Consider the following 23,835-nt stretch of genomic DNA (forward strand, 5'->3'; position numbering starts at 1 on the left):
CTGTGCGACAATCACCGTCATGCCGTCAATGCCTGCCAGGAGGCCCTTATGTCTGACCGTCCGTTATCGCTGTTCAAGCTCTGCATCGCGATTGCCGCCGGCGTGTGGCTAGGGTTTATCGCCATTGCGCTGACCGCCTGGCTGGCGTCTCGCTACCTGTTCCCCCAGAGCCTGGCGCCGGTGGCACAGGCGGTTGAGCAATTGGGCAAACCGGCCATGGTTGAGCCGCAGCCACCGAACCGTCTGTTCGAACAGTACCAACAGAACCTGCAAAAACAGGAACAACAACAGGCCCTGGACCAGGCCCGAAGCAACGCGCGTAACCTGTCCAACCCCAAATGCCAGTTCTGGCTGCAACAAGACCAGAACGCCCCCAATGAAAAGACGCGGGCCAATGTCCTGCAATTCTGCGATTGATGCCAGATACCGCCATGAATAAACACGCCGTGCTCCAGCTGATCCTGGAAAAGCTCACCGTCGACATCGACGTCGTCCAACGCGCCGCGCAGACCGCCTACGAAACCGCGACCCACGAAGAAAACATTGCCGAAAACAAATACGACACCCTCGGCCTGGAGGCTTCGTACCTGGCCACCGGGCAGGCCCGACGAGTGGAGGAGATCAAGCAATCGCTGATGCTGTGCCAGCAACTGCAGCTACGTGCGTACGATGATCAACGCGGGATAGAGATAGGCACGCTGGTGGGCCTGGAAGACGAGGACGGTCGCCAGCAATGGCTGTTCCTGGCGCCGGATGCGGCGGGTTTGAAAGTGGATGTGGTGGGGCAACCGGTGACGGTCATCACGCCACGCTCGCCCCTGGGCAAAGGCCTGCTGGGCAAGCGTATCGATGAAGAGGTAGAGATTCTGGTGGCCGGCGCTCGGCAGCACTTTACGGTGACCGAGGCCCGATAACCTACACCCCTGTAGGAGCGAGCTTGCTCGCTCCTACAGGGTAATCGCGGTCAGTGGACGGGCAATTCAACGCCGTCAAACAACTCTTCCAGCTCTTGCTTGTTGTGGCACTGGATCGCCTTGGCCATCACTTCACGGGTCAGGTGCGGTGCGAACTTCTCGATGAAGTCGCACATGAAGCCGCGCAGGAAGGTACCGCGACGGAAACCGATCTTGGTCACGCTGGACTCGAACAATTCGCTGGCATCCAGCACCACCAGGTCTTTGTCGAGGTTGGTGTCGACCGCCATCTTGGCGACGATCCCGACGCCCAGGCCCAGGCGCACGTAGGTCTTGATCACGTCGGCATCGGCAGCAGTGAACACCACCTTGGGCGTGAGGCCGCGATGGCTGAACGCTTCGTCGAGCTTGGAACGGCCGGTAAAGCCGAACACGTAGGTCACGATCGGGTATTCAGCCAAGGCTTCCAGGGTGAGCTTCGGCAGCTTGGCCAAAGGGTGCCCCTGGGGCACAACCACGCAGCGGTTCCAACGGTAGCAGGGCATCATTACCAGGTCGCCGAACAATTCCAGGGCCTCGGTGGCGATGGCAAAATCGACGGTGCCGTCAGCGGCCATCTCGGCAATCTGCATCGGCGAACCCTGGTGCATGTGCAGGGCTACGTCCGGGTATTGCTTGATGAAATCACGGATCACCGGCGGCAATGCATAGCGCGCCTGGGTGTGAGTGGTGGCGATCGACAAGGTGCCTTTCTTCTCGTTGGAAAATTCCTGGGCGATCTGCTTGATGCTTTCGACTTTACGCAGGATCTCGCCGGCGGTGGTGATGATGCGCTCGCCAGCTGGAGTGACGCGGGTCAAGTGTTTGCCGCTGCGTGCGAAGACTTCGACGCCCAACTCGTCTTCGAGCAGGCGGATCTGCTTGCTGATACCAGGTTGCGAGGTATAGAGGCTTTGAGCGGTAGCGGAAACGTTGAGGTCGTGGTGCGCCACTTCCCAGATGTAGCGCAGTTGTTGAAGCTTCATATGAATCCCTCAAAGCAGATAGACGCCACGGGTATCAGCGACGGTATATAACTATATTAAAGGTTTGACGGATAAATCTAGAACTTTTTATCGTTTTTGCCGATCAACTATCGTCACTGCGCCGACGCTGCAGCGACGGCACCAGGTAAACCGGCACGGGGGACAACTGCAACACCCGTGCGGCGGTACGCCCAAGGGGGACGGCCACGCCGGTTGCCTGGCTATGACTGCCGACGATCAGTAAGTCGACGGACAGTTTTCGCAACTGGTCGAGAATCACCTCGCAAGGATCCCCCTGGATCACCTTGACCGAGCGAATCCATTGCAGGTCCTGCTCCCCTTCCCCCCACTCTTCGCGGAAGCTGTCCAGCACGCGTTGTTCAATCGTCGCCATCACCGTGCTCAACCCCTTGCTTTGCCATTCGCTCAGGGCGGTTTCATCAAGGTAGCTCTGCAACACCGATTCGGCGAACAAGCCAATGGGCTCGACCACGTGGATCACATACAGGTCAGCCTTGAACGTTCGCGCCAGCGCCAGCGCATGTTGCATCACGTAGGGCGCATACAGACCGAGGTCCGTGGCAAACAGCATCGAACGAATCATAAAACCTCCTGGGCTGCCAGGATGGCGGGAATTGAATGAGCTTAGCAGCTAGCGCTCGGTCTGGATTCTCAACTCATTGCTGATGCCATGGGGCACGTGCCCGGTGGCCACTACCTCCCTGGCTTTCTCGCAATGGCCGGCCTGGTCATCGAAAAACACATCGGCGGCAAAGGCTTCCAGAAACGCGGATTTTTCCAGGCCACCGAGGAACAGCGATTCGTCCAGGCGGATATCCCACTCGCGCAAGGTGCGGATCACGCGCTCATGGGACGGTGCCGAACGTGCGGTGACCAACGCGGTACGAATCGGGCAGGCCTCATCGGCAAACTCGCGTTGCAACAGGTTCAGTGCCGCCAGGAAGCCCTTGAACGGACCGCCGTGCAAAGGCTCGCGCGCCGACTCCCGCTCGCTGGCCTGGAAGGCTGCCAGCCCACCGGCCTGGTAGACGCGCTCGGACTCATCGGAGAACAGCACGGCATCGCCGTCGAATGCGATGCGCAGTTCTTCACTGGAAGCACGGCGCGCGCCGCCAGACAGAATCGTCGCGGCCGCAAACCCGGCATCGAGGGCGCTGCGCACATCTTCAGCATGGGTGGAGAGAAACAGATGACAACCGAAGGCGGCCAAATAGGGATAGGGACTACGCCCGCCTACGAACGCGGCGCGGGAAATATCCAGGCCGTAATGCTGGATCGAGTTGAACACCCGCAGCCCGGTATCGGCACTGTTGCGCGACACCAACACCACCTCGACCCGCGCACGCCCCAGGCTGGCATTCAGGCTCAGCAGCTTCTTGACCAGCGGGAAGGCATCGCCAGGCTCGAGGGTTTCTTCCTCGTGCTCGATCTGGTATTTGCGGTAAGCCTCGACCCCTTCAGCCAGATAAACCTTGTGGCTGTCACTCAGGTCGAACAGCGCTCGTGAGGAAATCGCCAGCACCAGTTTGTCAGCCAATCCCTTCACCATGGTGGTTCCCCCCAATCAGCGGTTGTGCCGATCAATAAAACTCAAGGCCTGATAGAGCGCCTGCATGCGTGGCAGTTCGCAACCGGCCGCTTTGGCAGCGGCCAAGGGACGGGCATAGATGGCCGCCAGCTCCAGCGGCCGCTTGTGCAGGTGGTCGTGGTACATGCTGGGCAGGTAGTCGTCCATGGTTTCTGTCATGGCGAACATCTGCCCAGCGTAACTGGCAGGAATTTCATGCCCGCAGGCATGAGCGCCCTGCACCACCTCGGCCATCAGCGCCTGGATCAACTCGCGGCTGGACTCATCGGCCATCATGGCCGTGGTACCCGTGCCCAGCAACACAGAGAGGCCGTTGAACGGCACGTTCCAGACCAGCTTGTGCCAACGCGCCAGATGCACATTGGCCATGGCCTGGGACTCGATGCCAGCTTGATGAAACAGCCCGGCACCGGCTTCGACAATCGCCTGTTGCTGCACCTCATCGTTGGCCGCCGTGCCACTGTGATAGCCCAGGTTGACCCGGCCCAACGCCTGATGCTCTACCACACCGGGGGCCGAGCGGTGCACACCGATGTAGCACAGGCCGCCCAACAGATGCAGCGACGGCGGCAGGTGTTCACGCAGGCTGTCTTCGACATCGAGGCCGTTTTGCAGGAGCACCACTTTGGCATCCGGCGCCGCCACTTGGGCGATGGTTGGCGCCAGGTCCACATTACCGGTGGACTTGGTGCCCACCAATAGCCAGTCGCACGGCGGCATGTCGGCGGCGCTGGCATAGGCCTGCACCGGATGCAGGTGCAGTTGCCCATGCACCGTACTGTTGACGTGCAGGCCATGCCTGCTCACCGCGGCATATTCGCTGCGCAACAGGAAATGCACATCGAAGCCGGCACGCGCCAGCATCAGTCCGTAGTAACCGCCGATGGCACCGGTGCCAATAATGCCAATGCGTGGCGACGGGGCTGCAACTGCTGTCATGGCAAATCCTCTGGTGTTCGGTTGAGCGCCTGGTTTAGGCATTCGGCGAGGTCGGATGCTGTAAGACGTGTCTGTAATTGCCCAAAGAATTGACCCTCGCACACCAGGAACAACGCCGGCAAATGAAAGATCCGGTAGCGTTCCACCGCACCGCCGTTGTGCCCGGCATCCACCCAGCACACGCGGTCCACCGGCAAGTGCCAGCTGGGCAACTGCTGGCGTGCCCAGCGGCAACTGGCACAACCGACACTGGTGAACACTACCAGCGAAATACCTGGCAATCCCAGCAATTGCTGGTCAATATCCAGGTCGGTCAATTCCAGTTCCTTCACTATACTGCTGCCATTGCCGTCAACTGGACGGCGCTCGGAGTCCGTGTACATGGGTCGTTTTTTACCTCACCCTGATGATGTCGCTGTCGAGTTGATCCAACGTCCCTCTCCCGCCCTTCCCCGCCAACGCCTGCACACTATCGGCCGCGGCGGCGTCGCCTGCAATTGGCCACGTGCCTGGCGCGCCGGCACGGCGGTAGACCTGCATATCCCTTCCCTAGGGCCCAGCGCCCGTTATCCAGGCTATGTCGCCTGGTGCCGCAAAGTCGAACAGGGCTATCGCATTGGTATTTGCTTTACCGACGAACACGCCTTGTTCGGTGCACGGATGGGCGAGCAAGTGTGCCAGATCGAGCGTTACTGCCGCCTGCACGAAGACGCCGAGCCAACGCCTGCACAACTTGAAACCATGGCCCGTGAGTGGGTGTCGCGTCATGCCGGCGAGTTCTCCCATGAGGCGGTTGTGCAGCCAGCACTGGATTAAACCGGGCTTTGCCCATTGTCGCGGGCCCGTGTTACGCGCTAAGGTTCCTCCCCCCTGCATTCAAATCATGCTGTGCCCGCCGCACGGGGATAGCTGGCGGCCGGCACCCGTGACCCTGGCGAGTAACACGATGGCTGATTTACCGATCAATGACCTTAACGTTGAATCCAACGAGACCCTGATCACCCCCGATCAGCTCAAGCGCGAAATCTTCCTGAGCGACGCTGCCCTGCAGACCGTCACCAAGGGCCGCGAAGTCATCCGTGACATTCTCGACGGCACCGACCACCGTCTCTTCGTGGTGATCGGGCCCTGCTCTATCCACGACCTCAAGGCCGCCCACGAATATGCCGAGCGCCTCAAAGTGCTGGCGGCTGAAGTGTCCGACACCTTGTACCTGGTCATGCGCGTGTATTTCGAGAAACCGCGTACCACCGTCGGCTGGAAAGGCTTGATCAACGACCCGTACCTGGACGACTCCTTCAAGATCCAGGATGGCTTGCACATCGGTCGCAAACTGCTGCTGGACCTGGCTGAAATGGGCCTGCCCACCGCCACCGAAGCCCTCGACCCGATCTCCCCGCAATATCTGCAGGACCTGATCAGCTGGTCGGCTATCGGCGCACGCACCACCGAATCCCAGACCCACCGCGAAATGGCGTCCGGCCTGTCTTCGGCCGTAGGCTTCAAGAACGGCACTGACGGCGGCCTGACCGTGGCGATCAATGCGCTGCAATCGGTCTCCAGCCCTCATCGCTTCCTGGGTATCAACCAGGAAGGCGGCGTGTCCATCGTGACGACCAAGGGCAACGCCTACGGTCACGTGGTGCTGCGTGGCGGCAATGGCAAGCCCAACTATGATTCGGTCAGCGTCGCGCTGTGCGAACAGGCGCTGAACAAGGCCAAGATCAAGCCAAACATCATGGTCGACTGCAGCCACGCCAACTCCAACAAAGACCCGGCCTTGCAGCCATTGGTGATGGAGAACGTTGCCAACCAGATTCTGGAAGGTAACCAGTCGATCATCGGTTTGATGGTCGAGAGCCATTTGAACTGGGGTTGCCAGGCGATTCCAAAAGACTTGGCCGACTTGCAGTACGGCGTGTCGATCACCGATGCCTGTATCGATTGGTCCGCCACCGAAACTACCCTGCGCAGCATGCACGCCAAGCTCAAGGACGTGTTGCCCCAGCGCAAGCGCACCTGAGTCCGTACCGGTTTCGCGCACCCAAAAACGCCGGGCTAAGCCCGGCGTTTTTTATTGGCAACTGGTCAGTTACAGCTTCGCAGCATGGCGCTGGTGGCGCTCCATATAGCGTTCGACATAGGAGCACGACGGGATCACCGTGTAGCCAGCCTCTTCGGCAAACTTCAAGGCTTCCTCGGTCAACGCAGCCGCAATGCCTCGCCCCCGCAGTGCGTTGGGCACGAAGGTGCGATAGATATCCAGGGTCTGCTTCCCGAGGTCCATGTAGGTCAGGTAGGCACGATGACCGTCCACATTGGTCTCGAACTGATGACCAGCCTGGTCATGGTGGATGGACAACGCCTCGCTCATCACTACTCCTCGCGGGTCTGAATTAACGACCCTACCTTACCGATGTTTTTCCGGCGAAGGAACATCTACGCCACCCCGTGCCGGTTTCGACAGCGAGAAAACCGTGAGCGCTCACAACCAGCACATAGGGAATAGTAGGCACCAATCCTGAAATTGCTCAAGGCGCACTCGTCATTCCCCGCCGCTGGTGGATATAGAAAGGGCCTCGATCAACCGGTGACCGATAGCCTGAACATTGCCGGCAGTTGAACCTTGAGACGAACTGGCGCTCTTAAAGTCACCTCTAGATGCGCAAAAGATGCCCGCCGCAGTAAAGCCAAGCGTAACCAAAGTGCCCCGCTTCGTTATATAAAATTTCATCTATTTACAAGGCTTGACACATGCGGGCCGGCCCTTTCAGCCTGGATCCAATGTGCGTCCAGGTGCAAAAAATTGGACAGTTTTCATACAAACCGCCAAAAGATTAGCCAAAATAGATTCGGCACAAGAAATTTTTTTGCTTCTTGCGCAACGTCAGTTTACTTACTACAAGTAATGGGTAGTATGTACGCCGGCTATTAGCTCACTCTGAGAAAGTAGCCATTAAATTGAAAGTCCTTGAAGGGGAACACGATGAACAACGTTCTGAAATTCTCTGCTCTGGCTCTGGCCGCAGTTCTGGCTACCGGTTGCAGCAGCGTCTCCAAAGAAACCGAAGCTCGTCTGACTGCAACTGAAGACGCAGCAGCTCGCTCCCAGGCCCGTGCAGACGAAGCCTACCGTAAAGCTGATGAAGCTCTGGCTGCTGCTCAAAAAGCACAACAGACTGCTGACGAAGCTAACGAGCGCGCTCTGCGCATGCTTGAAAAAGCAAGCCGCAAGTAATAATCCTTCGGGGTTGTTATCAAGCCGATCCATTTATGGGTCGGCTTTTTTTTGCCTATGATTTGGCATGTGGGAGCGGGCTTGCTCGCGAAAGCGGTGGGTCAGTCAACATCAATGTTTGCCGGGCCGACGTCTTCGCGAGCAAGCCCGCTCACACAGGGATGTTCGCTCAGGCTTATTATTGAAGATCGAGCGGGGCGCTGGACGCCACAGGTGCGCCGCCTGGCACACCAATTTCGGTCGGCAAGCCATCCTCGGCGGCGACCACATCACGCACCTGGTCCCAGTTGACGCGTAGGTTATTGGACAGGTCCTCGCGCTTGAGCAACGCATTGATGACCGCGGTGTGCTTGTCGACCACCGATGGCGTACCGTCATCATTCAACGGCGTGTGGGCCTCAAGGTAGACCTTGCCACCACTGCTGCCGAACTTGTACGCGTCATTGATGATGCGCACTGACGTGCCTACCGGCACCATGCCTGCCATTTCCAACACGTTGTTATTGAACATGCGGAAGCACCCGTGGCTGGTACGCGTGCCGATACCAAACTTCATGTTGGAGCCGTGAATCAGGTAACCCGGCGTGCCCAGGGTGAACTTGAACGGCCCCAGTGGGTTGTCGGGGCCGGCAGGCACCACGTTGGGGAGCGGGTCACCGTTGGCGGCGTGCTCGGCCTTGATCGAGGCCGGTGGCGTCCAGGTCGGGTTCGGCGTCTTGGCGATGATACTGGTATGGGCGATCGGCGAACCCCAGCCTTCCCGGCCAATGCCCAGAGGGAAGGTATAGACGACGTTTTGGCCTTTTGGATAGTAGTAGAGCCGGTATTCCGCCAGATTGATCACAATGCCTTCCCGCGGCCCGGGCGGCAGGATAAAGCGTGTCGGCAGCACAATCTCAGTGCCCGCACCCGGCAACCAGGCATCGACACCCGGGTTGGCCGCGACCATTTCCGAATAGCCCAGGTCGTAGGTGGTGCCAAGGTCAGCAAAAGTGTCTTCGTACTTGGCCTTGATCACTTGGACCTGGCCAACAATGTCCTCACCGGGCGGTGGCAAGGGCAACTGCAAGGCCGCCGCCGAACCCGCCGCACAAAGCGCAGCAAGAGACAGGCAGCAGGTGACGACGGAAAGGCGCGACAACATCCGGAAAATCCTTCGCAAGACGACGGGTAGGGAAAAATTGATTGTATACGGCTTCGCAGCGCCAAGCTTCAAGCTGTTTTACAGCTCGAAGCGCAGCTCCGGCCAGATCGGCGGCGTGCCGCGCTTTTGCGATTCTAGAATCGCCCGGCATAACGGGCAGAGTCGCTGGTCTTGAAAAATCGAGCGGTTGACCGATGACCAGCGTGGCTGTGCGGGCAATAAAGTGCCGCAGAGCGTGCGGTCGATGGAGCCGCCCAGTTCCAATTGACGCGCCACCAAATGCACTCGCACTTCCTGGCAGGCGAACAGGTCCAGCTGCTCGTCCGGCTCGATCAGTTGGTAGTTAAACAGGGACCAGGCAGGGCGCGACATCGAGGGCTCCAAATCAGGGGGGCGCCACCTTAGCCGAAAGCCTGCCGGTAGAAAAGCGTCATAGCAGCGGTTTTAGCGCCGGCCAGACATTTTCCAGCAACTTGTCTTGCGCCGCGACCGCCGGGTGCAGCCCGTCAGCTTGCATCAACTCCGGATGGCCACCCACGCCCTCGAGGAAAAACGGCACAAACGGCACCTTTTCTTTCTGTGCCACATCACCGAATACCTTGGCAAAAGCTTCGACATAGCGCTTGCCGTAATTGGGCGGAATCTGCATACCCAACAGCAGCACCTTGGCGCCGCTGTCCCGGGACTGCTGAATCATCGAAGCAAGATTTTGTTGCAATTGCGCAGGCGGCTGGCCGCGCAAGCCATCGTTGCCACCCAACTCGATCACCACCACGTCCGGTTTGTGCGTTGCAAGCGCCGCGGGCAGCCGCGCGAGGCCTCCTGCACTGGTGTCGCCACTGATGGAAGCATTGACCACTTTGTCGTCAAAACCCTCCTGCTTGAGCCGTTGCTCCAGCAACGCGACCCACCCTTTGCGGGTATCCAGGCCGAAACCGGCACTGATACTATCGCCAACGATCAGGACTGTACCCGCCGCTGCGTTCTGGGCCATGCACATCAAGGCCAGGCCAGCACTCAAAAACCACACTCGCATCGGATTCTCCATGGGCGCAAGCATTCTCACCGCGCGAAACCTTAGCAAAGTGGTTCCCAGCGCGGAAGGTGAACTGACTATCCTGCACGAACTGAGCCTGGAACTGAACAAGGGCGATAGCCTGGCTATCGTCGGCAGCTCCGGTTCCGGTAAATCCACACTACTGGGCCTGCTGGCCGGCCTCGACCTGCCCAGCAGCGGCGAAGTGACCCTGGCCGGGCAAGCCCTGAGCACCCTCGACGAAGATCAGCGCGCGCGCATCCGTGCCGAGCATGTGGGTTTCGTATTCCAATCCTTCCAATTGCTCGACAGCTTGAATGCTCTGGAAAACGTGATGCTGCCGCTGGAGCTGGACGGTCGCCAGGACGCCCGCGAGCGAGCCAAACACCTGCTGGAGCGCGTAGGCCTGGGCCAGCGCCTGACCCACTCGCCCCGCCAACTGTCCGGTGGCGAACAACAACGCGTGGCGATTGCCCGCGCGTTTGCCGCCGAACCGGACGTGCTGTTTGCCGACGAGCCCACCGGCAACCTCGACAGCCATACTGGCGAGCGCATCAGCGACCTGTTGTTCGAGTTGAATAAAGAGAGCGGTACGACCCTGGTACTGGTCACCCACGACGAGCGCCTGGCCCACCGTTGCCGGCGCCTGATCCGCCTTGAAGCCGGCCTGATGGTCGCGCCCCTGGAGCCTTGATGGCACGTTTGCCGCTGTTGCGCCTGTTCAGTCTTGCCATGCGTCAGTTACTGCGCGATGCCCGCGCCGGCGAATTGCGCGTGCTGTTCTTTGCCCTGCTGGTGGCCGTGGCCGCCAGCACCGCTATCGGCTACTTTGGTGCGCGCCTCAACGGCGCCATGCTGCTGCGCGCCACCGAATTCCTCGGCGCCGACCTGGTGCTCGAAGGCAGCTCGCCGGCCCGTGCCGAGCAAATCAAATCTGGGACCGAATTGGGCCTGGATCACGCTCGCATCGTGGAGTTCTCCAGCGTTATCGCCACCGATAACGGCATCCAGCTCTCCAGCATCAAGGCGGTCAACGAGCAGTACCCCTTGCGCGGCGAGCTTAAAAGCAGCACCGAGCCCTTCGGTACGCAAATCCCGGGCGGTGGCCCCAAACCTGATGAAGCCTGGGTAGAAGCACGGTTGCTGACGGCGCTGGACCTGAAAGTCGGCGACAGCATCGATGTCGGCATGAAGACCCTGCGCCTGGCGCGCATCCTGAACTATGAGCCCGACCGCGCCGGCAACTTTTACAGCCTCACGCCCAGGGTCATGATCAACCTGGCGGACCTGGACGCCACCGGTGTCGTCCAGCCAGGCAGCCGTGTCAGCTACCGCGAACTATGGCGTGCGCCACAAGGCAGCACAGCGCTGCAAACTTATCGCGACCTGGTCAAACCGGGCCTGGCTGCCAACCAGCGCCTGCAGGACTCCCGCGATGGCAACCAGCAAATCGGCGGCGCACTGGGCAAGGCCGAACGTTACCTGAACATGGCCAGCCTGGTGGCTGTGCTGCTGGCTGGCGTGGCCGTGGCGCTGTCAGCCAACCGCTTCGCCAGTCGACGTTTCGATGCCAGCGCGTTGTTGCGCTGCCTGGGCTTGTCGCGCCGTGAAGCCATGCTGCTGTTCAGCCTGCAACTGAGCGTACTGGGCTTGCTGGCGAGCCTGGCCGGCGCCCTGCTCGGCTGGCTGGCGCAATTTGGCCTGTTCTACTTCCTGCACGACCTGCTACCCGCCGACGTACCGCCAGGCGGGCTGCTACCGGCCGTCGCGGGGATTGGCACCGGGCTGGTCGCCCTCGCCGGCTTCGCCCTCCCGCCGCTGGCCGCACTGGGCCGGGTACCGCCGCTGCGGGTATTGCGCCGCGATTTGCTGCCTATTCCTTCAAGCACTTGGATGGTCTACGGCGCGGCACTGTTTGCCTTGGGCCTGATCATGTGGCGCCTGAGCCTGGACCTGGTATTGACCTTCGCGTTACTCGGCGGCGGTGTAGTCGCTGCGCTGCTCCTGGGTGGCTTGCTGCTGTTGTTGCTACAGAGCCTGCGGCGGTTACTGGCTCGCGCCTCCCTGCCGTGGCGCCTGGGCCTGGGCCAATTGTTGCGTCACCCGTTGGCGGCGGCAGGCCAATCCCTGGCCTTTGGCCTGATCCTGTTGTCCATGGGGTTGATCGCGCTGTTGCGAGGCGAATTGCTCGACACCTGGCAAAACCAGTTGCCCAAGGATGCGCCCAACTACTTCGCCCTGAATATCCTGCCGGCCGACAAGGACGCCTTTGGCGCCCGTCTGCTGGACGTCCAGGCACAAGCGGCGCCGCTCTACCCGGTGGTGCCGGGGCGCCTGATCAGCATCAATGGCGAACCCGTGCAGGAGATTGTCAGCAAGGACTCCAGTGGCGACCGGGCCACTCAACGCGATCTGAGCCTGACCTGGGCAGCCGAATTACCAGCGGGTAACGTCCTGACGGCAGGTACGTGGTGGTCGGCGCAACCCAACGACGGGATTCCAGGCGTGTCGGTGGAAGCCAAGGTGGCCGAGAGCTTGAAGCTCAAGCTCAACGACCATTTATTGTTCACCATCGGTGGGGAAAACCGTGAAGCACGGGTCACCAGCCTGCGCACCATCAACTGGGATAACTTCCAGCCCAACTTCTTCATGATTTTCCAACCGGGCACCTTGAAGGATCTGCCCGCGACCTACCTCACCAGCTTCTATCTGGCTCCCGGCCATGACCAACAGATCGTCGACCTGTCACGGGCCTTCCCGGCGGTCACTATCCTGCAGGTCGAGGCCCTGCTGGAGCAGTTGCGCAGCATCCTCGCCCAAGTGACGTTGGCGGTCGAATACGTGCTGTTGTTTGTACTCGCGGCGGGCATGGCAGTGTTGTTCTCTGGCCTGCAGGCCACCCTGGATGAACGAATCCGCCAAGGTGCATTGCTGCGAGCCTTGGGCGCCGAGCGCAAGTTGCTGGTCAAGGCCCGACGCATCGAATTCGGTCTGTTGGGGGCGGTCAGTGGCTTGCTGGCGGCACTGGGCACCGAACTGGTGACCTGGGTGCTGTACCGCTATGCCTTTGACCTGGCGTGGCATCCCCACCCGTGGTTGTTACTGCTGCCCGTGATCGGTGCCGTGCTGATTGGCGCTGCCGGGGTATTCGGCACGCGCCGTGCACTGAATGCCAGCCCGCTGACCGTATTGCGCGAAGGTTGAGACCCGGATGGCACGCCCCCAGCCAAGGGTACGTGCCATCAGGCGGTCTTCACATATTCGATCTTGGTGATCCACCAGCACACCTCTCCGCCGGGGGTCTGTACGATTGCCTCGTCGTCCACCTCCTTGCGCAGCAGGGCCCGTGCCATGGGTGAGTCGATGGAAATGTAATCCATGCGATCGTAGATCTCGTCATAACCGACGATGCGAAAACGCTTGGTCTCGCCCTGTTCGTTTTCGATTTCGACCCATGCACCGAAAAATACCTTTCCTTCCTGCTCGGGCATGTACTCCACCACCCGCATGTCTTCCAGGCGTTTGCGCAGGTAACGCACCCGTCGGTCGATCTCGCGCAACAGCTTCTTGTTGTACTGGTAATCCGCATTTTCACTGCGATCTCCCAGGGAGGCGGCCCAGGTCACTTTGCGTGTGGTATCCGGGCGTTTCTCTCGCCACAGGTAATCCAGCTCTTTTTTCAGCGCTTCATGACCTTCTTTGGTAATCAGCTTGGTACTCAAACGCTTGCATCCCCAGGCAATGTCCAATGGTGCCGTTATGCCAGGGCATCATGCCCAGGCAGCGGCTGGCTGGGACTGATGATAAATGAACCCTGGAAAGTATCCAGGCCGGCGCCCCATTACCTCACCCATGCCCCTCCAGCACTTGGTCCAATTCAAGCAACGTGCCTTGCATACGCTGGCGCATACCCGACAACTGCAACATCATCATCGCCAGCTTTTCGGCCTTCTGGCTGACCTCCAAGCCCTGCTCCTGCAAATAGGTATGGCGCTGCTCGAGTTCACGGCCTTTTTCTTCCAACTGGCTCTGCTGCTGTTGCAATCGCGCCTGCCACTGTTCAAGCATTTGCTCCTTCTCTAGGACCGCGCATTTTTTTTGCGTCAGTTCCTGGGCGACTTTGGCCAGATTGCTCAGCGCGCTGTCCATTTCGAGCAAAGAGGTATGGTCCAACTGGGCAGGCGGGTCCAAGGGTTCGGGCTCAGGCTCAGGCTCGGGTGGCGCCAACCGCAGGTTGTCTGACTCAAAGTGACTGTCATCTTGTTCACCAGGAACAGGCGACGCACTGGGCTCAACCTGCTCCTGCGGTATCGCGACCAGCGACCGCGCCGGTTCTTCAAGGGTGCCTTCATCCATAGGTTGCGGCGCAGTCGTGGCTGAGCGCGGATTTCGCGGCGGCGCAACCATTTGCGACGAGAAGCGAATGGACGGCACGATCACTGCGCTGCTTTCGATCGCAGGCAACGCCGGGGCCGACATGCCCAAGGTGATGACCTTCATGACCAAAGCTTTCTTGATGATCACCGAGTGATGATCCTCTGGCCTGGCAGGCGGCAACCGGCAGCCTTTCAAATCAACGAAATGAAAGGGCACCTGGGGTTCGGCAATCGGCGTTGTCTTCGAGCCGGCTGCCGCTGCCATCGTCAGGATCTGTTTGAAGACTTGCATGGCTAATTGCAGGTCCTCTTTGGAGTCAACGCCTCCCAGGAAATACCGGTCAATCTTTTTACGCAGTGCCGCGATATAGACCCTGGAGTGGCCGGGTTCTGCCTCCTCATCCAGGCTATACACCAGAAAGTTGGACGCCGTTTGCGTCACAGCAAACCCGCACAACAAGGCGCCGTTAACGGGCGTCCCTTCATCGTTGCGCTCAAGAACAAGAGTACGTAGAAGCATCATGGCAATCTGGCCTCGTTACAAAGGAGAAAACTTTATGTAAACATCAGATAAACATCTGGACATTAATAAGTATTCAAAACAAAACAATTGTTTCAGCGGATTATCGGGCCGAACGTAGGATTCTTCTTATTAATCACACTTCGCGTTCCCAAGTCTTCATATTGAACGTACCCTTTTTAAAGCACTTTTCCATACCGCCGGCCTCTCTCACACGCCCTGCAAAACTTATTCGGTAAAACCATGATCGAGATAAGCAACCTCACAAAACACCTGGGCAAAACACGCGTAATCAGCAACTTGTCCTTCTGTGCCCAGCGCCAGGAGTGTGTGGGCTTGCTGGGAGAGAGTGGGGCGGGAAAAACAACACTGTTGAGCCTGATCGCCGGGACGATCAAGCCGACGGCCGGGCACATCAGTATTCAAGGCTTCAATACCCATACCCACTCAATTCAAGCCAAAAAGGTCATTGGCTATCAGCTCCAAAACGGCCTCGACCATCACACGATGCCCGTCAAAAACATGCTCAATTTCATTGCCGCCATTCGCGGCTTGAGCGGGATGGAAAAACGCAGCCAGGTGGCGCAGGTAGCCGCACGACTGGAACTGCTGCCCGTGCTCGACTGCCCCATCAACGTCCTTTCCCTTGGTTTGAAGCGCAGAGTGGCAATGGCCCAGGCGCTCCTGCATTCCCCAAGCCTGCTGCTGCTGGACGAACCCACAGAAGGGCTCTGCCCTGATCAACGCCTCAAGTTCCGGGCACTCATCCAGTCCCTGAGCGAGGAAATGACCATCATCATCGCCTCCCGCCATTACCAGGATCTGGCGGACATCTGCACCCGTGCCTTGGTTATCGCCGGTGGTCGCCTGGTGGGCGATGCCTCGCTGTCCGACTTACAGCGCAGCTCCCGGCACTTCCAGGCCGTCACCCTCGCGGCAGACGCCCCGCTGGATTTGCTCGCGTTGGCCGTATTGCCCGGCGTCGCAGGCATCGAAGAAGACCGGCATGCGCCCGGCAAGGTTACGGTACTGGCCATGCCCGGGCATTCCATCTTTCCCTCGATCAACGCGCTTATCACCCATCGCGGCTGGAACATCACCTCAATGAATCTGGAGCCGGGTCGCCTGAACGATGTCGTTCACCATCTGAGCCAAGAGGTAACACCTTGAGACTGCTACCTGTCATTTTCAAACGACAACTCGTCAGCTATGCCTGCGCCCCCAGCGCTTACCTGAGCGTGGCGGTTTTTCTCGCACTGTGCGCAGCGCTGGGACTGCATTCCAACCAATGGATGGAGCGAAACAGCAGTGATTTGCAGGCTTTTTTTGAACTGCACCCCTGGCTTTATCTCCTGCTGGTTCCCCTTTTATCGACGCAGTTGTGGTCGGATGAATCCAACGCCAGCTTTTACAACACCCTGAATGCCTTGCCTGTCACCTCGATGGAACGGGTGATCGGAAAATTCATCGCGGCATGGACTGTCTGTGGCATTGCGCTGATGCTTAACTTCCCGCTGGTGATTGCCGTGAATTATCTGGGCACACCTGACAATAGCGTTATCGCCTCACAATTCCTGGCCAGTTGGTTACTGGCGGGAAGTTATCTTTCGGTAGGTTGTTTCATCTGTGTACTTGCGAACCAACGCCTGCTGATTTTCTTTTTCACGCTCGGCTTGTTGCTGACCGCCAGTGGGCTTTCGTCAGTACTGGATGCACTTGAACAACAAGCACCGATATGGATCATCGACAGTTTGATGTCCCTGGATCCCGTTACCCGCTTCAGCGCGATGGATAACGGCAAGCTCACACTGCAGGACAGCCTGTACTTTATCAGCATGATCGTTGCTTTTCTGTTTGCGACCACCCTCACACTCAATTATAAAAACAGCTGAGAAAAGGAAGACCACTGATGGGATCTGCTTTTCGTGCGGGTATGACACTTCTCGTCATATCACTGCTGTTTCTGGCATTCAATCTAGTCTGGGCACCCAAACTGCCCACTGTTCGCTGGGACTTTTCCGAAGAAAAAATCCACACCTTATCGCCCGCGGCGCAGCAACTGCTACTGTCACTTGAAAGCCCACTGGATCTGTATTACTTCAATACCCTCAATGCGCCGCAAAAAAGCCAGGCATTAGAACGTTATGGTCGGCGCGTGGAAGACGTGCTCAAGGCGTTCGAAAAAGCGGCAAACGGCCTGATCAACTTACATATCATTAACCCCGCTCCCTTTTCTGAAGATGCCTACAAAGCCCGCTTGTTTGGGCTTGATGACACACAAAGATTCCTTGGCCTTATCGGCACCCGTACTGGCCAGGGCGCCCAACGCATCGAAGCGTTCCGGCCTGAGCACGAGTCATTACTTGAATATGAGATCAGCCACCTGATCTATAAGTTGGGGCAGCCTGAGCGTGCCACTATCGGCCTGCTGTCGGGACTGGCGTTAGACAAATCGGCCAGCGAGTTGCTGGGGTTGATCCGCGAGCAATTCAACGTGGTGGAACTGGCTGCGAACATCGCCCAGGTTCCGTCATCCATCGCGACATTGATAGTCGTACAGCCGCACGCTTTACCTGAACGAGCCCTATATGCCATTGAGCAATCGGTATTGAAAGGCACCCAGTTGATGATGTTCCTCGACCCCGTGAGCGAGATGGGCGCTGACGCCGTGCCAGCGAACGCCAGAATGGAGGGGCTGCTGAACGCGTGGGGCATCCAAATGCCCGCGGATAAGCTGTTGGTGGATAATCTCTATGCCTCATCAGCCACGCCCGGCCCGGGAATGCCCCGGGTACTGCACCCGGCCAGGCTACACCTTCCATCACAGGCGATGACTCCAACGGATGTCAGCGCCTGGGGGCTGGACGCCGTGATGGTCTCAAGCAGCGGCGCGCTTTCCCTGGCCCCCAAGAGCCGTTCACTGTTGACCCCGCTTCTGTTGAGCTCACGGCAATCGGCCCTGCTGGACGCGAAACGCTTTGGCTCGGCGACGACATTTGACTCACTGATCGATGAAACGGCGACTTCAGGGCAGCGCCATGTGATCGCTGCGCGCGTTGAGGGGCCCGCTTACTCAGCGTTTCCCGACGGCCTCAAGGGCCAGCCGCCCGGGCTGCAAAAAGCAGAACTGATCCAGATGGTGGTCGTGGCCGACACCGACTTGCTCGCGGACACAGTCAGCCATGCACGCAACGGCAACGCGCAGTTTGTATTGAACACATTGGATAACCTGGCGGCGCCCGAAGCACTCCAGCGCATTCGATCCCGTGTCATGCGCCAACCGTTGCACAGGCTGGAACACATGCGCGACGAAGCCGCACAGGCTTATCGGAAAAATTCGCTTGAGCTCCAGCGACGACTTGAGCAGACAGAGCAAGCATGGCGCGAGTTGAACCCAGCGCACACGCGGCTTATCACCCAGGCGGTAGATACCAATACGCAGTTGCAGGTACTCAACAAGGAGCGCCTGCAGTTGCCCATCGAGTTGCATACACTCAAGGCGCAGGCCTATGCCCCGGTGCAGCGTTTCGAGCGACAGCTCAAAGGGCTGATGGTCGTGCCTCTACCGCTACTGCTGTGCCTGATTGCCGGGTTACTGTTCCTGTACCAGCGCAAGCGTCGACTCCTCGCACTGGCAACCTTTCACTAGTCGCTCAGCGACGGGCAATCAGCCCTTGCCGGGCAATGCGCGTCAGTTGGTGGATCACCTCATGGGCGTTGCTGGCACTCGGTGCCTGAATCACTGCAAGGTCGAAACTGTCGCTGGCAAAACGGGCCAGGGAATCGCCGTCTTCCACAAACTGGATCAGGAACGCCGAAGGCCGACCGGAACGGCGTGGCCAGCCGTCCAGATAACGCAGCAGTGTCGGCTGGTGCTTACCGCCCAGGAGGATTTTCGGATTGCGTTGAGTCAGGTCCGCGGTGATCGGGGCCAGGCGTATGAGGGGGCGTAGTGCATTCATCGTGTCGTGTCTCTGCCTCAAAAGTCTGCGGGCAGGTGAGAGGCAACACCGAACCAGCGCTTTAGCGGTATTTCGAGGAACGCCCTGCGTGAGCAAGCGTACTTCTGTCGGGCTGCATTGAGACCCAGTGGCGCCCCGCAATTAGCTGTTTAAATCGGCGCATGAGCAGCATCCTAGAGAAGCCTGTGGGGCAGTGTCAAGAATCCCGGGCAACGAAAAGGCCCGCATCAGCGGGCCTTTTTGTGCAGCTTGCTAAACGATCAGTGAGTGATCGCGCGGTCGACAGACAATTTGCCCGCACCTTCCAACAACACCGCCAACGCGCCACCGAGCAACGCCAGTGCGAACTCATAACCGTTGTTGGCCATGAACAGCCCGTTGTGGATGTGTACAGAGAAAATCGCCACCAGTGTCAGGAAGGTCAGGCCCAATGCAGCAGGGCGAACCAGCAAACCGATGATCAGGGCCAGGCCGGCGAAGAACTCGGTACCGCCCGACAGCAGCGCCATCAGCGTGCCCGGCGCCAGGCCGATGCTTTCCATCCATTGTGCGGTGCCCGCCAGGCCACCACCGCCAAACCAGCCGAAGAGCTTTTGCGAACCGTGGGCAGCGAAGATGATGCCGACGAAGATACGCAGAATAGTCAGGCCATAACCGGCGCGAGTGGACAGTACACGGGTAATCATTGGGCTCATGGGGGTAAATCCTTTTCCAGGTAGGGGTTGGTTGGCCGCTATATTAATCAGTTTAAGCAATGATAAAAGCCGAAATATTGCCTAATTCACATCTAAAAAATCGATTATTCACGCGATGCAACTTTAGCCGCAGGCGGCTCCAGAGACTCGCGCTCCCGATCGAACGCCAAATAATACTTGTTGACGCTATTAACATAGCTGACGCCGCCCATCCCTACCTGCTCCATGGCAATGCGTTCAACCTGGAAGAACCACTGATTGGGGTTAAGCCCACGGCGCTTGGCCTCGGTGCGCATACCTTGCACCCGCTCCGGCCCCATGTTGTACGCCGCCAGCATAAAGGCCATGCGCTCGCGCTCATTGAGCTTGGGGCTGGAGAAAAACTTGCGCCGGATCATCGCCAGGTAACGCGCCCCCGCCTGCACATTACTGTCGAGCGACTCGATATTGTTGACCCCCACCCGCTGCGCCGCCGACGGCGTGATCTGCATCAGGCCGGTAGGGCCTCCACTATTGCGTGCGCCTGGGTCCAGGGAAGACTCCTTGAACGCCAACGCCGCCAGATTCAGCCAGTCCATACCTTGCTCACGCGCATGTTTTTGCAAAACCGGGCGCAGTTTTTCCAGGCGCTGGCGGTCAGCCCGCGCCAATGGGTTACGGACCTGGTAGAGGCGTCGATAGATACGCTGGAAGGCCACATCCTGGTCGGAAGGCGTGTGATAGGTCTTGAGAAACCGATCGATGCTGGCACGCAGCATCGACGCGTCCTGACGCACAAACCAGAACTCGTCGCCTGGCTCGCTGATGACGACCTGCTTGTCAAAGCGCAACTTGGGCAGGATTTTCGACCAGCGTTGAGCAATCGGTTTTTCCACGATCGTCAGGTGAAAAATCCCGGCCTGCACCATCTCCAGGACATCTTCCACCGCCAGGCTCGGGTCAACCCATTCCACTTTCACTGGTGGGCGCTTGTGCAGGGCCAGCTTTTGATTGACCTGACTGATAGCGTCCACCGCCGCACTACCGGTGGTCAGCGTCACCGTGCGACCCGACAGTTGCTCCAGTTTGGTATACCGTCGTTCACCCTTGACGCCCACCAGCCACAACGGCACATCGCTGACAATCGGGGCGCTGGCGCTGACCTTGTGCACGCCTTTCACGTCCAGCAACTCACCGGGCGCCACCAGGTCACCTTCACCACGGGCCAGCGCACCGAGTAACTGGTCCTTGGCCTTGGGGATGATCTTGAGGTTGATGGCCTGCCCATCACGGGCATGGCCGTTGAGGTACTGCTCGAAGGCGCGTAACCGATGGTATTCGACACCGATGGCCTGGCCCTGCACTTCACCGGAACTGTTGCGGCTCTGGTTGACCAAGACGCGCAGGGTGCGGCTGGAGCGAATTTGCGCCAGGTCGCGGACCTTGCCGGGCTTGGCCACTTGCAGCGGCCCATCCAGACGTGCGACCGCCGCCATGGGCAGCAATAACGCCAGGCACAACATAAGCAACGCCGAGGGTCGGATCATCCGCTCTCCGGAAAGAAAACTGGCCAGCGCCTGTGCGAATTACGCAGTGCTGGGGGTCAGAAACAGAGCGCTTTATGCGCTGGCAAGGCGTGCAACGGCGCCAAGGTGGCAGGCAATCGGCCCACCACAATGTCGCTTGCGACGTTCAAAGACAGCGTTAACGCATTGTAGTTCTTGGTTTTTCTTATCAATCTACAGCTCTGATATGCTTTCCGGCCGCAGGCGGAGATAGCACCATGCAACTCATTGATATTGGCGTCAACCTGACCAACCCCAGTTTCGACGAGAGGCACACGGCCGTTCTCGAACGCGCCTACGCCGCTGGCGTGCAGCAATTGGTACTCACCGGCACCAGCGTCGAGGGCAGCGAACAGGCCCTGCAACTGTGTGTAAAACTCGACGAAAGCAGCCAGCGCCTGTTCAGCACCGCCGGCATTCACCCCCACTCTGCCAGCGACTGGAACAGCGACAGCGTCCAACGTCTGCGTGGCTTGCTGGGCGACAGCCGAGTGCGCGCCGTGGGTGAATGCGGGCTGGATTTCAACCGGGACTTCTCCCCTCGCCCCCAGCAGGAAAAAGTCCTCGAAGAACACCTCGCCCTGGCCGTCGAACTGCAACTGCCGGTGTTTCTCCATGAGCGCGATGCCAACCAGCGTCTGCTGGAGATCCTCAAGGACTACCGCGACCACCTGCCAGCCGCCGTGGTGCACTGCTTCACTGGCGAACAGGCAGCGCTGTTCAGCTACCTGGACCTGGATTTACACATTGGCATCACGGGTTGGATCTGCGACGAACGCCGTGGCACCCACCTGCATTCACTGGTCAGGGACATTCCCCGAGGCCGTCTGATGCTGGAAAGCGATGCGCCCTACCTGCTACCACGCACCCTGCGCCCCAAGCCGAAAAATGGTCGCAATGAGCCGGCGTACCTGCCCGAAGTACTGCGCGAAGTGGCCTTGCACCGTAACGAAACGATGGAAGATCTGGCGTTGCACAGCACCGCCTGCGCCCGCCGCTTTTTCGGCTTGCCTGCCATCGATTGATGCGGCGCATTGACCCATGTCAAAAGCGCTTTTCTGAATAGCGGCACAATAATGGCACCTTGCCAATACTGTTTCCGCTATCAGAGAAAACCTTCCATGGGTGCCTGGCTTAGCAATATCTCGCTCAAATACAAATTCTGGGCCGTCAACGCGGTCGCCTTCATCACCACCCTGCTGCTGGTGCTGTACGCGGTACAGCTTGAACAACAGGCGCGCAGCCAGGCGTCGCAAGCATCGGCCCAGGCCCAAGGACGCTTGCTCAGCGCCTGGCCAGCCGACAGAACCTTGCCCACGGGTGAGCACTGGCTCGCATTTTCCAAAGGCCAGCCCCCCCAGGATCTACCCACCCTGAGCACTGCCAACGGCTGGACTGAACTCAACCCCATGCCGTTGTTCGGTGAAAACCCGCTGATCGGCGCCGAGGTGATCAGCCGCGCCGACGGCCAGCAGGTCGCAGTCTTCGCCTACGCGCCGAGCCTGAGCCAGGTGTTCAGTGAACGCTTCGCCAATTACGCCGTTGCCGTGGCAGTGCTGATGCTGGCCATGCTCGGCGCCTCGCAGTTGTTGATCCGCTTCCTGCTCAGCCAACTCAACACCCTCAAGGATGTGATGCTGCACGTCGAAAAAACCGGCGACCTGTCGGCGCGGGTGCCGTTGGCCTGCAAGGATGAAGTCGGCCAGATGGCCAGCGCCTTCAACGCCATGCAAGCCGGCTACCAGCGCGTGGTCAATACCGTGGCACGCACCGCCCGGCAACTGGACGACGGCGCCGCACGCCTGGCCAGCAGCATGAACGAGGTGCAACACGGCATGCTGGGCCAGCAAAGCGAAACCGACCAGGCTGCCACCGCCATCAACGAAATGACCGCCACCGTCTACCACATCGCCCAGCACGCAGGCGCCACCCGTGACTTGTCGCAGTCCGCCGATACCCTCGCCGGCAGCGGCCAGGCAGTGGTCAGCCGGGTACAGCGCTCGATCGCCGGGCTGTCCAGCGGCGTACAGCAGACCGCCGAAATGATCCAGAAACTGGCCGAAGACAGCCAGAAAATCAACGGTGTGGTCAGTGTGATCCACAGCATCGCTGAACAGACCAACCTGCTCGCCCTCAACGCCGCCATCGAAGCCGCCCGCGCCGGGGAAATGGGCCGCGGTTTCGCTGTGGTCGCCGACGAAGTGCGCAACCTGGCCAAGCGCGTGCAAAGCTCCACCGACGAAATCACCCGCATGGTCTCGGCGCTGCAAGCCGGCACCCGCGACGCGGTGGACTTCATGCAGGAAAGCTCATTCAAGGCAGATGACTGCGTACAACAGGCCCAGGAAGCCGGCATCGCGCTGGCTGAAATTACCGGCGCTGTGGCACAGATGCGCGAAAGCAACACCCAGATCGCCGTGGCCGCCGAGCAACAAAGCCATGTCGCCGAAGAAATGAACCGCGCCGTGGTGAGCATTCGCGATGTGACCGAAAACACCGTGCATCAGACCGTGGCGTCGGCCACTACCAGCAATGAACTGGCGACGTTGGCCGGGGAGTTGAGCAAGGCGATTGGGCAGTTGAAGTTGTAATACTGTTCCAGCTGTAATCCAACTCCTACGACCAAGCCTCGGTTTACCTGAAGTTAAGACGAAACTTCCTCGCCCCTCTCGCGAATAACGCCGACTTCTTTTACCTGACAACCGCTGCAAAGTCCCTCGCCTGATCAAACAGTGCGAGGGATTGCAGATGGTGATGTTCGTTAGAGCCCTGATGAATGGGGCTGTCTCTTGATCTCGGTGCTGGCCAACCTGGTGCTAGTGCCCATGGATCC

26 protein-coding genes are annotated in these 23,835 nt (G+C 59.3%); 12 read left to right on the top strand and 14 right to left on the bottom strand.

Annotated features, from left to right (window positions below):
- Nucleotides 1-48 precede the first annotated feature (48 nt).
- Nucleotides 49-417: a hypothetical protein gene (locus BOP96_RS24750; protein WP_019820337.1), complete on the top strand. Its 369-nt coding sequence runs from the start codon at nt 49-51 to the stop codon at nt 415-417.
- Nucleotides 418-431: 14 nt separating this feature from the next.
- A complete protein-coding gene (locus BOP96_RS24755) occupies nt 432-914 on the top strand; it encodes a GreA/GreB family elongation factor (protein WP_019820335.1) in 483 nt (160 codons plus the stop codon).
- Between the two features lie 50 nt (nt 915-964).
- Here BOP96_RS24755 and cysB read toward each other — a convergent pair whose 3' ends face one another.
- The 5 genes from cysB to BOP96_RS24780 all read right to left on the bottom strand — a co-directional run bounded on the left by cysB (nt 965) and on the right by BOP96_RS24780 (nt 4,870).
- On the bottom strand, nt 965-1,939 hold the full coding sequence (cysB, locus tag BOP96_RS24760) for an HTH-type transcriptional regulator CysB (protein ID WP_003189876.1): 975 nt from the start codon (nt 1,937-1,939) through the stop codon (nt 965-967).
- A 103-nt stretch (nt 1,940-2,042) separates the two neighbouring features.
- A complete protein-coding gene (locus BOP96_RS24765) occupies nt 2,043-2,543 on the bottom strand; it encodes a universal stress protein (RefSeq protein WP_014717664.1) in 501 nt (166 codons plus the stop codon).
- A gap of 48 nt (nt 2,544-2,591) precedes the next feature.
- Nucleotides 2,592-3,509, bottom strand: a complete 918-nt coding sequence (locus BOP96_RS24770; protein ID WP_073454276.1) for a 5'-nucleotidase — start codon at nt 3,507-3,509, stop codon at nt 2,592-2,594.
- A gap of 15 nt (nt 3,510-3,524) precedes the next feature.
- Nucleotides 3,525-4,487: a putative 2-dehydropantoate 2-reductase gene (locus tag BOP96_RS24775; protein ID WP_014717662.1), complete on the bottom strand. Its 963-nt coding sequence runs from the start codon at nt 4,485-4,487 to the stop codon at nt 3,525-3,527.
- Nucleotides 4,484-4,870: a hypothetical protein gene (locus tag BOP96_RS24780; RefSeq protein WP_014717661.1), complete on the bottom strand. Its 387-nt coding sequence runs from the start codon at nt 4,868-4,870 to the stop codon at nt 4,484-4,486. Before BOP96_RS24780 ends, BOP96_RS24775 begins: the two co-directional genes overlap by 4 nt.
- Here BOP96_RS24780 and BOP96_RS24785 point away from each other — a divergent pair.
- Together BOP96_RS24785 and BOP96_RS24790 are read left to right on the top strand one after the other, a co-directional pair.
- A complete protein-coding gene (locus tag BOP96_RS24785; RefSeq protein WP_014717660.1) occupies nt 4,869-5,303 on the top strand; it encodes a pilus assembly protein PilZ in 435 nt (144 codons plus the stop codon). The genes BOP96_RS24780 and BOP96_RS24785 overlap by 2 nt on opposite strands.
- Before the next feature lie 130 nt (nt 5,304-5,433).
- A complete protein-coding gene (locus tag BOP96_RS24790) occupies nt 5,434-6,510 on the top strand; it encodes a 3-deoxy-7-phosphoheptulonate synthase (RefSeq protein WP_073454278.1) in 1,077 nt (358 codons plus the stop codon).
- Between the two features lie 69 nt (nt 6,511-6,579).
- On the opposite strand, the gene BOP96_RS24795 is transcribed toward BOP96_RS24790, so the two are convergent.
- Nucleotides 6,580-6,861: a GNAT family N-acetyltransferase gene (locus BOP96_RS24795; protein WP_003189869.1), complete on the bottom strand. Its 282-nt coding sequence runs from the start codon at nt 6,859-6,861 to the stop codon at nt 6,580-6,582.
- Nucleotides 6,862-7,473: 612 nt separating this feature from the next.
- Here BOP96_RS24795 and oprI point away from each other — a divergent pair.
- The gene (oprI, locus tag BOP96_RS24800; protein WP_003172710.1) at nt 7,474-7,725 is read left to right on the top strand and encodes an outer membrane lipoprotei OprI; all 252 of its coding nucleotides are present in this window, start codon (nt 7,474-7,476) and stop codon (nt 7,723-7,725) included.
- A 178-nt stretch (nt 7,726-7,903) separates the two neighbouring features.
- On the opposite strand, the gene BOP96_RS24805 is transcribed toward oprI, so the two are convergent.
- From BOP96_RS24805 to BOP96_RS24815, 3 genes are all read right to left on the bottom strand, one after another.
- Nucleotides 7,904-8,869 carry a L,D-transpeptidase family protein gene (locus BOP96_RS24805; protein WP_014717659.1) on the bottom strand — a complete coding sequence of 322 codons (966 nt, stop codon included), beginning with the start codon at nt 8,867-8,869 and terminating at the stop codon, nt 7,904-7,906.
- A gap of 78 nt (nt 8,870-8,947) precedes the next feature.
- On the bottom strand, nt 8,948-9,241 hold the full coding sequence (locus tag BOP96_RS24810) for a hypothetical protein (RefSeq protein ID WP_003189866.1): 294 nt from the start codon (nt 9,239-9,241) through the stop codon (nt 8,948-8,950).
- 58 nt (nt 9,242-9,299) lie between these two features.
- The gene (locus BOP96_RS24815) at nt 9,300-9,905 is read right to left on the bottom strand and encodes an arylesterase (protein WP_014717658.1); all 606 of its coding nucleotides are present in this window, start codon (nt 9,903-9,905) and stop codon (nt 9,300-9,302) included.
- 10 nt (nt 9,906-9,915) lie between these two features.
- Here BOP96_RS24815 and BOP96_RS24820 point away from each other — a divergent pair, with 10 nt between their 5' ends.
- Together BOP96_RS24820 and BOP96_RS24825 are read left to right on the top strand one after the other, a co-directional pair.
- On the top strand, nt 9,916-10,599 hold the full coding sequence (locus tag BOP96_RS24820; RefSeq protein ID WP_003189864.1) for an ABC transporter ATP-binding protein: 684 nt from the start codon (nt 9,916-9,918) through the stop codon (nt 10,597-10,599).
- A complete protein-coding gene (locus BOP96_RS24825; protein ID WP_073454280.1) occupies nt 10,599-13,109 on the top strand; it encodes an ABC transporter permease in 2,511 nt (836 codons plus the stop codon). Before BOP96_RS24820 ends, BOP96_RS24825 begins: the two co-directional genes overlap by 1 nt.
- Nucleotides 13,110-13,147: 38 nt before the next feature.
- Here BOP96_RS24825 and greB read toward each other — a convergent pair whose 3' ends face one another.
- Complete coding sequence (gene greB / locus BOP96_RS24830; protein WP_014717656.1) at nt 13,148-13,627, bottom strand: transcription elongation factor GreB; 480 nt, start codon at nt 13,625-13,627, stop codon at nt 13,148-13,150.
- Nucleotides 13,628-13,751: 124 nt separating this feature from the next.
- Complete coding sequence (locus tag BOP96_RS24835) at nt 13,752-14,804, bottom strand: hypothetical protein (RefSeq protein ID WP_069868349.1); 1,053 nt, start codon at nt 14,802-14,804, stop codon at nt 13,752-13,754.
- A gap of 240 nt (nt 14,805-15,044) precedes the next feature.
- Between BOP96_RS24835 and BOP96_RS24840 the strand changes: the two genes are divergently transcribed.
- From BOP96_RS24840 to BOP96_RS24850, 3 genes are read left to right on the top strand one after another with little or no spacing between them, the layout of a single operon-like run.
- Nucleotides 15,045-15,971, top strand: a complete 927-nt coding sequence (locus BOP96_RS24840) for an ABC transporter ATP-binding protein (RefSeq protein WP_032874084.1) — start codon at nt 15,045-15,047, stop codon at nt 15,969-15,971.
- Nucleotides 15,968-16,693 (top strand): ABC transporter permease, encoded by a 726-nt coding sequence (locus BOP96_RS24845; RefSeq protein WP_073454281.1) that lies wholly within the window; start codon nt 15,968-15,970, stop codon nt 16,691-16,693. Before BOP96_RS24840 ends, BOP96_RS24845 begins: the two co-directional genes overlap by 4 nt.
- A gap of 17 nt (nt 16,694-16,710) precedes the next feature.
- Complete coding sequence (locus BOP96_RS24850; RefSeq protein ID WP_073454283.1) at nt 16,711-18,450, top strand: Gldg family protein; 1,740 nt, start codon at nt 16,711-16,713, stop codon at nt 18,448-18,450.
- Nucleotides 18,451-18,454: 4 nt separating this feature from the next.
- Here the strand turns inward: BOP96_RS24850 and BOP96_RS24855 are convergent, their stop codons facing one another.
- The 3 genes from BOP96_RS24855 to BOP96_RS24865 all read right to left on the bottom strand — a co-directional run bounded on the left by BOP96_RS24855 (nt 18,455) and on the right by BOP96_RS24865 (nt 20,984).
- Nucleotides 18,455-18,763, bottom strand: a complete 309-nt coding sequence (locus BOP96_RS24855; protein WP_003189853.1) for a hypothetical protein — start codon at nt 18,761-18,763, stop codon at nt 18,455-18,457.
- 260 nt (nt 18,764-19,023) lie between these two features.
- Nucleotides 19,024-19,458: a DoxX family protein gene (locus tag BOP96_RS24860; RefSeq protein WP_003189852.1), complete on the bottom strand. Its 435-nt coding sequence runs from the start codon at nt 19,456-19,458 to the stop codon at nt 19,024-19,026.
- Between the two features lie 104 nt (nt 19,459-19,562).
- Complete coding sequence (locus BOP96_RS24865) at nt 19,563-20,984, bottom strand: transglycosylase SLT domain-containing protein (RefSeq protein WP_014717651.1); 1,422 nt, start codon at nt 20,982-20,984, stop codon at nt 19,563-19,565.
- Nucleotides 20,985-21,220: 236 nt separating this feature from the next.
- Between BOP96_RS24865 and BOP96_RS24870 the strand changes: the two genes are divergently transcribed.
- Nucleotides 21,221-22,027: a TatD family hydrolase gene (locus BOP96_RS24870; RefSeq protein WP_032903916.1), complete on the top strand. Its 807-nt coding sequence runs from the start codon at nt 21,221-21,223 to the stop codon at nt 22,025-22,027.
- Between the two features lie 96 nt (nt 22,028-22,123).
- Nucleotides 22,124-23,593 carry a methyl-accepting chemotaxis protein gene (locus BOP96_RS24875; protein ID WP_073454285.1) on the top strand — a complete coding sequence of 490 codons (1,470 nt, stop codon included), beginning with the start codon at nt 22,124-22,126 and terminating at the stop codon, nt 23,591-23,593.
- The last annotated feature ends 242 nt before the right edge of the window (nt 23,594-23,835 follow it).

Source organism: Pseudomonas sp. FSL W5-0203 (genome assembly GCF_001896155.1).
GTDB classification, from domain to species: domain Bacteria; phylum Pseudomonadota; class Gammaproteobacteria; order Pseudomonadales; family Pseudomonadaceae; genus Aquipseudomonas; species Aquipseudomonas paracarnis.